The organism is Mycobacterium kyorinense, from assembly GCF_002101735.1.
In the GTDB taxonomy this organism is placed as follows: domain Bacteria; phylum Actinomycetota; class Actinomycetes; order Mycobacteriales; family Mycobacteriaceae; genus Mycobacterium; species Mycobacterium kyorinense.
This window is the reverse complement of record NZ_LQPE01000138.1, coordinates 57473-68301: the sequence shown is the minus strand read 5'-3', so window position 1 is coordinate 68301 and position 10829 is coordinate 57473. Positions and strand designations below refer to the sequence as shown.

10 protein-coding genes and 1 pseudogene are annotated in these 10829 nt (G+C 63.8%); 3 read left to right on the top strand and 8 right to left on the bottom strand.

Translation table 11 applies throughout. From position 1 onward, the window contains the following. Positions 1 to 669: 669 nt before the first annotated feature. On the top strand, positions 670 to 987 hold the full coding sequence (locus AWC14_RS17335) for an ESX-1 secretion-associated protein (RefSeq protein WP_045380280.1): 318 nt from the start codon (positions 670 to 672) through the stop codon (positions 985 to 987). Positions 988 to 1049: 62 nt separating this feature from the next. Continuing rightward, positions 1050 to 1547 (top strand): DUF2694 family protein, encoded by a 498-nt coding sequence (locus AWC14_RS17330; RefSeq protein ID WP_045380283.1) that lies wholly within the window; start codon positions 1050 to 1052, stop codon positions 1545 to 1547. Between the two features lie 46 nt (positions 1548 to 1593). On the opposite strand, the gene AWC14_RS17325 is transcribed toward AWC14_RS17330, so the two are convergent. Both AWC14_RS17325 and AWC14_RS17320 read right to left on the bottom strand, forming a co-directional pair. After that, a complete protein-coding gene (locus AWC14_RS17325; RefSeq protein WP_158089917.1) occupies positions 1594 to 1944 on the bottom strand; it encodes an MmpS family transport accessory protein in 351 nt (116 codons plus the stop codon). 396 nt (positions 1945 to 2340) lie between these two features. Next, positions 2341 to 3177, bottom strand: coding sequence for a hypothetical protein (locus tag AWC14_RS17320; RefSeq protein WP_045380289.1), 837 nt, complete (start codon positions 3175 to 3177; stop codon positions 2341 to 2343). Positions 3178 to 4236: 1059 nt separating this feature from the next. Between AWC14_RS17320 and AWC14_RS28305 the strand changes: the two genes are divergently transcribed. Further along, positions 4237 to 4425 (top strand): hypothetical protein, encoded by a 189-nt coding sequence (locus AWC14_RS28305; protein WP_142281737.1) that lies wholly within the window; start codon positions 4237 to 4239, stop codon positions 4423 to 4425. Here AWC14_RS28305 and AWC14_RS30325 read toward each other — a convergent pair. From AWC14_RS30325 to mycP, 6 genes and pseudogenes are all read right to left on the bottom strand, one after another. After that, positions 4345 to 4569 (bottom strand): annotated as a pseudogene (locus tag AWC14_RS30325) (hypothetical protein); the annotation flags it as partial. The gene AWC14_RS28305 and the pseudogene AWC14_RS30325 sit on opposite strands and share 81 nt — an antisense overlap. Positions 4570 to 4614: 45 nt before the next feature. Continuing rightward, the gene (locus tag AWC14_RS28300; RefSeq protein ID WP_142281736.1) at positions 4615 to 5667 is read right to left on the bottom strand and encodes a hypothetical protein; all 1053 of its coding nucleotides are present in this window, start codon (positions 5665 to 5667) and stop codon (positions 4615 to 4617) included. A gap of 475 nt (positions 5668 to 6142) precedes the next feature. Then, positions 6143 to 6493 carry a YbaB/EbfC family nucleoid-associated protein gene (locus AWC14_RS17305; RefSeq protein WP_142281735.1) on the bottom strand — a complete coding sequence of 117 codons (351 nt, stop codon included), beginning with the start codon at positions 6491 to 6493 and terminating at the stop codon, positions 6143 to 6145. Then, entirely contained in the window at positions 6490 to 8016 is a 1527-nt protein-coding gene (locus tag AWC14_RS29995; RefSeq protein ID WP_045380295.1) for a PPE domain-containing protein, read from the bottom strand. The genes AWC14_RS17305 and AWC14_RS29995 overlap by 4 nt, the downstream gene beginning before the upstream one ends. Before the next feature lie 18 nt (positions 8017 to 8034). Then, positions 8035 to 9423 carry a type VII secretion protein EccE gene (eccE, locus tag AWC14_RS17295; protein WP_045380297.1) on the bottom strand — a complete coding sequence of 463 codons (1389 nt, stop codon included), beginning with the start codon at positions 9421 to 9423 and terminating at the stop codon, positions 8035 to 8037. Next, positions 9420 to 10766, bottom strand: a complete 1347-nt coding sequence (gene mycP / locus AWC14_RS17290) for a type VII secretion-associated serine protease mycosin (protein ID WP_057003381.1) — start codon at positions 10764 to 10766, stop codon at positions 9420 to 9422. Before mycP ends, eccE begins: the two co-directional genes overlap by 4 nt. Between the last annotated feature and the right edge of the window lie 63 nt (positions 10767 to 10829).

Genomic DNA, 10829 nt, shown 5'->3' with positions numbered 1-10829 from the left:
ACTACGATCACAGACGCACCCCACCAAAAGCGGGGTGATCCAACACAATCAGTCTCCGGACTCCCCGGGACGGCTCAGGCCATGGACCAGTGCGTGCCGAAGATGTGGCAGATGCACAACGAGGCTAACGCCAACGCGGCCACACTACGCCAAGTGACGAATACGATGTATCAGCAAGTGGCCTCTGGTGTCGTGATCTCGGATTCAAGCAATGACTTCGATCCGCCAAAAGGGTTGTCCTCCAAGCCGGCTCCGGGGTCTGGCCAGCCTGGCGATCCGACGAATCCTGCACGGCCTGGTTTTGTGCCCGCACCAACTGTTCCGTCATCCCGCGGCATGTCGCCGGGGTCAGGTTCCCAAGGATCAAGCGCGCCCGCAGCGGCTCCTGTAGCTGGGGCAGCAGTCCATGCAGCGAACTTCAACAGTGGCAGCAGCGCGCGCGGCGTGTCGACCAGTCAATTTTTCCAGACGTCCGGACCGCGGCCGGCGCCTCCGAACCGGGCCAATAGCCCAACCGCGGGCGAATCGGCAGCACCACGGGTTTCGAACGAGGTTGACGGTGCTTCCTCGGGCACGGGTGGCGAGCGGGCGCCCGTGCGGCCTGTCGGCAATGCATCGGAGAGTCCCAGTTCGTCGCCCAGCACTGACGAATGACCGGAGAATACGGCAATGACTGAGCTGCATATCATCGCGGAATACATCCGTTCGTTGGCGAAGCTGCAAAACGACGCAGCTCGTGAAATCGGCGATGCGACCTTGGCCGTGGACAGGGTCGACGAGAAGGTGAGCGTTACGCACGGGTCGATCTGCGCGGTGACTGCCAAGGCACTCAAAGACGCAGAGGATAAACGACTTGCGGCGGCAACCGCTGTCCAAGAGGCATCCCGCGACCTCGCCGCGAAGCTTGAACATGCCGCCACCAAGTACGACGAGATTGATGCCGCTGAAAAAGACCGACTCCACAGCCAGATGCGTCCCGGGGGCTGAGTTGACAAGTGATTTGCCGGTGCTTGACGAGTGACTAGCCAAAAAGGGGCATTGTGAGTGGAATGTGGGATGCTTGGGACGACGCAGAAGATTGCGATGATGACGGCCATTTGCACGGCGATCTTGCCGCACTGGACTTTCTTGCCATTGACGAGCAACAGCCGCAAGCCGATGGATCCAGCGAAAACCCTGCCGCGCCAGAGTCCGAGCAGCCGGAGGAAGCTTCGCCCCTGTTCACGGTGACCAATCCATCCGGATCGGTGGCGGTGACGACTGCTATCAATGGATGTGTGCACCATGTCGAGCTCGCGCCGAAGGTGACAAACATGACCGAAGGTGAACTCGCGCAAGAGATCCGCGTGATCGCGGACCTGGCCCGGCTTAAAGCGCTGTCGGTCACGCACGCATTCCTGGTGGAGGGGTTGGGGGGAATTGGCTATGACCCTTCGGCAATCAGCGCGAGTCTGTCGCATGGCCTGTGTATGCCCACACCGGAACAGGCGGACGAAGCGGCTGCGCACGAATTCGCGCGACGGTACGGCGGCGATCCGGATTGGTAGCAACGCCGCATCAGTAGTCGACCGCAGCTAATCGCTAATGCTAATGCTAATTTCCGCCGAAATAGCCGCTACAGAACACGAATCCGCCCGCCGATTGCCTTCGGTCGATCGACTTGCCATCTGCCGTGATGCGACACGTCAACGGTTCGTTGGACGAGCCCGGCCTCTCTGCTCGTATGTAGAGCATCCCGCTTTTATCGCGCACCAGCACTTGCGTCTGCCATGGCGGGGTTACGGTTCGCGGCTCGGATAAGTGACCTTCGGAGTCGTGATATCGGATTTGCACCGAGCCTGGGCTGCCGGTCACTTCGTAGGTCACGCTTACCGTCTGCGGCGCATTGTTGGTTCTGCCGCGCGTGGCGGCGTAACCGCCGAGCGCCAGCACGACTACCGCCACGGCGAGCATGGCACCAATGACCCAAGGCCACCGACGTTTGCGGGGGCACGATGGCGATGCGGGATGCCCAGGTGGGGGCGCGAACTGGCCTGGCCCGTACTGCGGCGGGTACGGCGGATAAGCCGGCTGCGGTCCGATCTGACCCGGTGAGGCCGGAGAATAACCGCCGTCGTTGTCGTGCGTCACCGTGGTTCTCCTCGCGCTACAGTGGCCATTGATCGCAATGAAGAGTGTTCGTCAGCAGCCTAGGTCAATCCCGCCAAGGACACGCTCCTGCGCGTCACCGAGGATGAAAACGATGGCGTCGGGGCAAGAACCCGCGAAAGTCCGCCATTACACTCCTCTCGTGATCGTGATGCGGCGTCCCGCAGACGGCTGTAGTTGTGACGTCCTGCGCTATGACACCGGAGCCGATTCAGCCAGAGCATCAATGACGAGCCCGGCAAGGTGGTTCCAGTAGAGCCAGTCGGCGACAGCCGCGCGTTGAGCTTCCGCATGGACGGCGTTATGTGCGTGGTACAGCGCCAAATCTCGAGCGTGCGCAACATAATCCACAAATCGCGCCAGGTGCAACTGCTCGCGATCAGAGGAGCTCCAAGTCAGAGGCTTAAATGCTTCAAACCACAACTTCGCGGATTGGTCATCTGGCGGAGTGGCATCGACTGGCGCCGGGGGAACCATGTCGACCAGGCTCAAGTCGCTGACAGTAGCTAGCTGCGAAGCTAACGCCGGTGCTACGACTTGTAGCCGGGACCGACCTTGCATCTTGCCACTGGCCGGAATGTCAGCGGGTTCAATTACCTTCTTGGAAGCGCCGGGATCGATACCACTGAACTGGTCGGCGGTGGCGAACACCGCGCGCAATACCGTCCCGTGGTGGGCGGCCCAGCCCAACAACGCGGCCACCGGGTATGTGGCCCAGCGGGCGCGCTCCGCGGCTGGGATCGTCTGATCTGTGGTGGCCATGTGCACCGGTTCAGGCAGGTTAACCCGATCCGGGATGAAGCCCAGCCCGTAGTTGTTGGCTACGACGATGTCTCCATCAGCGGTCAGCGCAGTCATCCAGAAGAACGTGCTCGCCGTCAGGATCTGAGTTGTCATGTCGGGGGCGTTGAGGGCCGCAGCGATCCGGTGCGCCAAGCTCATCGGGTCGTGGCCGCCGTGTTTGCGCCGGACCGCGTCGGCAGTGGTGGCCGCCAAAATCGCATCGCGTTCAAGCCGTGCGGCAGACACCGGGACCGGCGCTGGGGCCGCCGCGTCACCGCCGGTATTGCTGGTCGAAGCGGGATGCACCCCGGGACCGCCAGGTCCCTGCAGCGGGGTGCCTGGAGTTCCTGGGCCGACCGGTCCGCTGCGATGGCCGCCGCCGGAACCAACCGGTGCTGCCTGATGTGGTGTCGGCGGTGGACCCAGCGGCGCTGCCCCCGACGAGGAACCGCCTCCGCCAGCTAGGCCCCCGGAAAGTCCGCCGAGGCCGCCAGCCAGTCCGCCCAAACCGCTGCCTCCACCCCCGCTGTCTCCCCCGCCGTGACCGCCGCCGCCAACACCGCGTGTCCCCGAAACCGCCCCGGTGTGCTCCACCGGGGCTGACGGGGTAGGTGGAGCGGTGCTGGCGGCCGCTGCCGCCGCAGCCGCCGCGGTACCGGCGCCAGCGCCGGCAGCGGCGGGCAACACGGCCGGTGAGGCCAACCCTGGCGGCAAACCTGAATTCGGCGGGCCGCCGGCGCCCGCCTTTGCCGGATCCTGGTTTTGCGGGGGACCCGAATCCGCTGCCCGGCGGTCGTCGCCGAACAGATTCTGCGGTGCAGCCGACTGCGCCGCTGTGGGCGCACTCGGTGTTCCACTGCCAGCACTAGGCGTACCGATGGATGGTGCCGTACCGGACGTTGGCGACGGAGCACCGCGGGTACTCGGAGCCGACGGTGAGAAGCTCGGCGCGGAAGCCGCGGGCGACACGGCAGGCCGCCCCGGCGACGGCCCGGGAGCAGGACCGGTACCTCCTGCGGGGCCGTTATTGGTGGCGAATGTCTGTGCTGGCGGTTGTTGTGATGGGTCGCCGGGTGGTGTGCTGCCTGCGGGGCCGTTATTCGTCGCGAACGTCTGCACTGGCGGCTGCCCCTGTGCATCAGCGGGCAGTCCGCCACCGCCTGGCTTACTTGAGGAGGGCCTGGGCGGCGCCGGCATTTGCAGCTTCAGTCCCAACTGCGAGCCTTCGTTGGAGACGATCTCAGCATTTTCGTTCCACGCTGCGGTTATTTCGTTCTGGATTTTCGTGTCAAGGTCGGAATCATTATGGCTGAAACCGCTGATGTTCTTTTGATGCTTTTGCACGACATCGCTGATCTTGCTCTTGGCGTCGTGTACTGTCTTGGCGCCATCCTGATACCACTTCGCAACAGAGTCGAGCTTGTCGCGCATTTCCTGCATCTCGTTAAGCCGCTGCTGCAGCACCTTTTCGGCAGCAGTGGCGGCCCCACCTGACCAAATGTCGTCATGAAAAACCATATGATGCTCACGGGCCCAGTTTTGGATCACCTGACCTAACTTGGAGCTGGCCTGTGAGAACACCTCACCACGAGCCTGTAACTCATCTTCATTGATATCCGGCCATAATCCGGATATCATTTCCGCAGCATAGTTGCCTGTAGGTTGCGGAATCGTCGTCATCGCCTAACCCCCAACAAATTTACACGCTTCCACGACAACCGCATTCGTCGTGTTAGTAGCTGCGGCCAAATAGCTATCGGACGCTATATAAGTGGGCAATCCGCGAACGTAGGCGCGAAGGTACTGGGCAATGACCATCGCGAAATCTTGAATAGCAGCGTTACTGCTGCCACGACCTAGTTGCTCAACATTGTCGGCGTACGTGGACATCACCGGTTCCACCCCATCGATGATCGACTTTTGATCCGGCGTCCACTGGGTCGCCGGAGTTCGGGAATCGACGGTTAACCACGCGGCAGCGTCCGAGTGGTAGCGGTCTGCCAGAGCGTTCCAGTTAGCACAAATCGAGTCGTGTGCGCTGAGAAATTGTTGTGGGTTAGCGGGATCGCCCGGCTTTGCCGGATGCGACGGCGCTGGCACTGGCGGAACGGACGGCCCCCAAGTACTAGCCGACCCTTCTGAAATAGCCTGGCAGACGTAATAAATTGTGGAGGAAGCATTCGTGGCCACTAGCGCTAGGTGATCATCCGAAGCGGTGTAGTTAGCTAGGCTGTCAGCATAGGCGTGCGCGTAGGCGATGAATTGTTCGTAAAGTTCACGCACCACGCGATGTGGTGTCTGCCTCGCCAAAGGCACGAACTGGTCGGCCGTGTTGCGCATCGCGGTACCCATCGCCATATATTGGGCTCGCTGGTCCGGCGACCAATTAGCGACAGGGATCGAAGGGTCGCGGTCATTCCACCCGCTTTTTGCTTGATTTGCGAAGCCGCTGTTAATTGGCGTGAATTTGGCGCAAGTCGGCTCGTCGGTGATAACTGTGACCGGGCCTGTATCGTTAGCGCTGGCAATACCCGAGGGCGTTTTCGAGCCGCCTCCGTCATTCGGATTGCCGCTTGAACCGCTTCGAGTGACAGCTAGTGTCACCGCCACCGCAACTGCGATAACGGCGATCAGCGCGGCTGCCGCTAATGCCCACTTAATACCGTTGTTCTTCTTGGGTGGACCGATTGGCGGCCAGGCGGGATATTGCCCCGGCGTCGGCGCGTACGGAGGCACAGGTTGTCCTGAGGGCTGTGCGTGAGGCTGTCCGGGCGTGGACGGAGGGGGTTGCCATGGCCCTTGCGGTGGCTGGGACGGCGGCACACTCATATACCCACCTCCTGGTCGTGTTCAACCACAATGCCACCACTCACAGGCCGGGCGCCCTCGACTGTTGCCAGATGCTACCCGAGTACCCGCATACCAGCTTAAGAGACGATGCGACCAGTCCGACGCATCAAATTGACACGACCAGTGAGACGGCCAGTTGTCGCGGATAACCGCAGGCACGGCCGCGTCGCGTGATCTGTGGCCATGTGGGACACGGCGTTACGCGAAAGCACGGATGATGCCCGGGCGGCGTCTTGATGACCAAGTCGCGCGGCCGTGGCTCCGCTAACAAACTATCCTCAGGGCGCTTGTCCTGAATAACCGTCTATGTTGAGCAATTCTTGTTGGGCAACAACCCAAGCCAACGGATGGGCTGCGGCTGTCAAGTAATCTCGCCGGCCAGGCCACCCAGCTCGTCGGTGATCTCGGCCAGCACGGCGTTGATCCGTTCTTGGTCGGCCTGACTCGATGCGGTCGCCTGACTCGTGGCTATTTGCAATGCCTCGTTGATCCGCTGCTCGACGATGTCGGCACCGAGCCGCAGCAGACCATCTTTGATGTAAACATCGGTAAGCCAATGGTGGCCGTTGATGGTCACCTCGACTGTCTTGGATTCATCTGTCGCGGTGAATGTTTCATTCTGCATCTTGTACAGCTGGTCGTCCATGACCGACTGCAACCGCTGAGCCTGATGCAGTACAGCCGCGACGTGCGGGTGCATCTCCTCGGTCACTTCGAATCCTTAGTCTCTGCAGCATCTTTCCGTTTGCGGTTGCCGATCACACCCTCGGTCCAGGCCCGATCCTCCTTGTAGAGCTCCTCGTCGGGCGACAACCCGGGCGTGCGGCGCTTTTCTTTGCCTTGGCCCTGCCCGTGACCGCCCATCGGCATGCCACCCATACCGCCGCCCATGGCTCCACCACCCGGCGTTCCCGCCGCCGCGCCGCCGCCGCCGTGCGCGCCACCCGCGGAAGGCGCTACAGCCTTGGCAGTCACCGCGGGCTGCAGAGGCGCGGCACCGCCACCCCCGCCGGTGCCTGCTCCGCCACCTCCGGCGTGTGCCGGTTTGACACTGGGCCCGTGCGGCACGTTCGGCGTATGCTTCGCCGCCGCCGGCACGCCGCCGGGCATGCCTCCTGGCATTCCGCCCGGCATCCCGCCACCCTTGCCGCCGCCCTGCTGACCACCGCTGGGCATGCCGCCTGGCATGCCACCCGTCCGTGCTGCTGGTTGCTGAGTACTGGGCATCTCCGGCGTGCTCGGCATCTGCGGGGTGGGCACCGATGGCATGCTGGGCGCGCCGCGGCCTCCACCGGTACCGCCACCTCCTGGGCTGCCCGGCCCGCCCGGCGATCCCGGCGTCTGCGGAAAGCTGCTCGCCTTTTTTATGTCACCGGGTGTGACAGGCGGCAGGCCCGAAAGACGCGGTGGGTCATCCGGTTTCACCTGGCTGAGCGAACCACCGCCGTGGTAGTGAGCCATCGCAAAGTCTGAGCGGTATTGATTACGCGCATACCCGCCCCACGAGTCGGGGTCGAAAACGCTGGCGTTTTCGTAATCCGTTACATCCTGCATTGTGGGATGTTCTTGCACGAGCTTGTCGTGCGCTGCTTTGAAGTTCGCGGCCTGATTGGCTAACTCTTTACACTTCGCCTGAACGCCAGTCAGCCAGTTTTGGTGGGCCCTAATCGCCGCGGCGCACTGTTCAGCGGCGTCGCCATGCCAATCCGGCGGTGGAGTGAAATGGCTCTTATATGTTTCGAGCTGGATGTCGGCGTATTCAGTCCATTTATCCACCATGCGTTGGACGTTTGACGCCTGCAAGTCCCCTGCATAGATCACTCTCGCTCGGCTATCCCACGCTTGCCCAGACCCCGCCATATGCCAGTCCCCCGGGTTTGGATAGGTCCAATGCTCGACACCCATGGAATCCGGGATGCCACCGAAGTTGACCGGCTCCGGCGCGACGTTCGCGTTACCGTTTCCGTCAGGGTCGATCGCGGCCGCGCACTTTTGGTCCTGGTGGTCGTACGCGTCAGCCGCGGCCCTAAGCGAAAATGCCAGACGCTGGGCTTCGCGCTCCCCCGCCTTCAGACATTGCGTCAGTGAATTCCAGGAGCAATTCAGCTGGCTGGTCGCGTGTGTGGAAATCTCAAGCTCGTCTGGCGTCAGGACGCCGCCGGGGATCTCCGGCAAGGGCAAACTGATATCTTCCGCCTTCTTGCGAAGGGATTCGGTTTCGACTTGTACGTTCACGTCGTCGCCTCTCGTTTCCTACTTCTCCAGCGCGGCCTGGTAGCGGCTTTCCTCACGCGGGTGAATGAGCCGGATCGGCAATTGGCGGTGCCGCGGAGTACCGATGAAATTGTGGCGCAGAATGATGCGGGCCATACCCTTTTGGGGGCTTAGGTAGGTCGTGGCATTCGGCCACACCACCTTGTTCACCCGCCCAATGCGGCCGTTCACGTAGCCGGCGAATTCCTTAAACCTCGGTTCGAGCGTGACAACCGCCCCCGCGGCCGCAGAGCGGACCACGAATTGCGTAAACAGCCGCGCATCACCCAGGTTGATGCTCACGTCGACGTCGTCGAACGGCATGTACACCGGGTAGCGCTCTGTCGTCTCACCGATCAGCACGCCCGCCGACCCGATCGGCAACTGATGGTGCTGATCGCTGACCGGCGCTTCGCCTTCCAGCGCCGCGCGCTGCCCACCGAACAAGCACGAAAACCCGCGCGGAGTCTTGGGATTCCCCAGCGTCGTCAGCAGGACAGTCGACTGGGGAGCCATGCCGGGCACAATCCGCACCCGGGTGATGGTGTGGTCAGCCTGCGCCGACCACCACACGTCCGGCCCGCCCGGCGCCGTGTAGGCCGCGGTGAACGCGCTGCGTCCCTTGATCGCCGACCAGGTCTCCCGCTCGAAGCTGATCTCGGTGGCCTGATCGAAAGCATCGAAGCTGCGCGCGCACCGGGCGTCGATGCCATGGCTCGCCAGCTGATCGGCGATCCGCGTCGTCGAGGCCACCAGATACCGGGCCAGTCCGGCGACGCCCGCGGCGCGCCGGTTCGCCGATTTACGGGTGACTTCCGGGTCGGCCCGCAGCATGATCCACGTCCGGCGATTAGCCGGTGCGGGGTAGGGGCCGATCACCTGCTGGTACAGCCCGACCAGGTTCGCAGGAGCGGTCTTACCGACACGGTAACCAGCCGATACCACGTCGGCCTCCAGGTCGGGACAGTGCGCCGCCAGCAACTGCTCCACCAACGCGGTGTCCAGCATGTCGTCGGTGTAAGCCTGCCCGTTCACCACGACCGTCGGCGTGAACGGCCGCGGGACCAACTCGATGAGCGACACTAGGTGATTGCCCTGCCAGCGCACCGCCACGTGATCTCCGGGCATCACGGTGGCCCCTACCGCCGGCTCCGACGGCGCAGGGGGAGCGGTGCGACGGCGTCGCCGCCACGCGTTCAGCGCCTGAATCCAGCCGGTCAGCCGCCTACCCCGCACCGTGACCACGGACGCCAGAACCACCAGCACCGCCAGCGTGATGCCAACCCAGGGATAACCCAGCCTCATCCCCGCCGCGATACAGGCCGGCGCCACCGCCGCCGCCACCAGCCCGTGCCCGGTGGTGAACCGCAAGGACACCGCGCTCGTCATCGGCGCCTCAGCGCTCGCCGGCCCAGCGCCCCCAGGCCCAATACCAGCGCCAAACCAACGCCCGCCACGACGACCATCGTGATCGGGCCGCGGTCCGGCGGCGGGATGTACACCGGGGGCGGCAGCTGCTTGACATTGAATTGGGCCGTCTTCGCGCCGGGCGGCAGGTCCCAGGTCAGCGCGGCGACGGGATCGATGACGCCCGCGCCGATGAAGTTGTCCACACCACCACCGGGGTGCCGCGCCGTCGCGGTGATCCGGTTGATGATCTGGGCGGCCGAAAGGTCAGGGAATCGCTGGCGCAGCAGCGCCGCGACCCCCGACACGTACGCCGCCGAAAACGACGTTCCCGCAATCGGAACCGGGCCGTCCTGGCCTTGCAACGCATTCACCGGCATTCCGTCGTAGCCCAGTGCGATCACGTTGTCGCCGGGCGCGGCCGCGCCCAGCCACGGCCCGTGCATCGAGAAGTTGCTCGGCGCTGCGTCTGGACCGATGCTGCCGACCGTCAGGACCAACGGGTCGTACCACGCCGGTGTGACGATCGTCTGGACCTGTTTCCACCCGCGCGGATCGTTGGGGACCGACGGGTCGGGCGGCGGATTCTGGTTGCAGTCCTGGCCGGTGTTGCCCGCCGCGACGACTATCACCACGTTTTTGACGTTGACCGCATAGTTGACCGCCGCGCCCAGCATGGATTCGTCGATCGGGCGGGTCACCTTGATGCACGCCGCTTCGCTGACATTGATGACGTTGGCGCCCAGATTGGCGGCGTGCACGATCGCGCGCGCCAAACTGCGCACCGAGCCGGCCGTCGGGGTGCTGTTGGGGTCGTTGGGGTCGATGCGCGCGCCCACCGGTTGGAACGCCTCGGACGTCTGGCGCAACGACAGCAGCCGTGCTTCGGGCGCGACACCGACAAATGCGTCGGTGGGTGCCGGCCGGCCGGCAATCAGCGACGCGGTCAGGGTGCCGTGCGAATCGCAATCCGAGAGGCCGTTGCCGCCCTTGTCGACGAAATCTCCGCCCGGCTCGGCCGGCACCCGCGGCGAGGCGTTCACCCCGGTGTCGATCACCGCGACCGTCACCCCGGCGCCGGTAGCGAACTTTTGCGCGTCGGCGACGTGCAAAAAGACATTTGACCAGGGCGCATCGGCGAACTTGGCGTCCGGGAACGAGGTGGGCGCCGAACAGATCTTGCGCTGCTCCATGGGCTGGTCCGGGCCGGTTTCGTCGGGCGGCATGGCGCCCGGATCGATCACCGGAGGCGTGATCGCCAGTGCGGGAGGCGCGTTCAGCACCGCCAGCGTCACCGCCGCCAGCACTACGGCGATACGACGTATCACCGACCACCCCTTCCTTATCTATTGCCTGGTCGAGCCGGGTCGTCGCCCGTGACAAAGCAC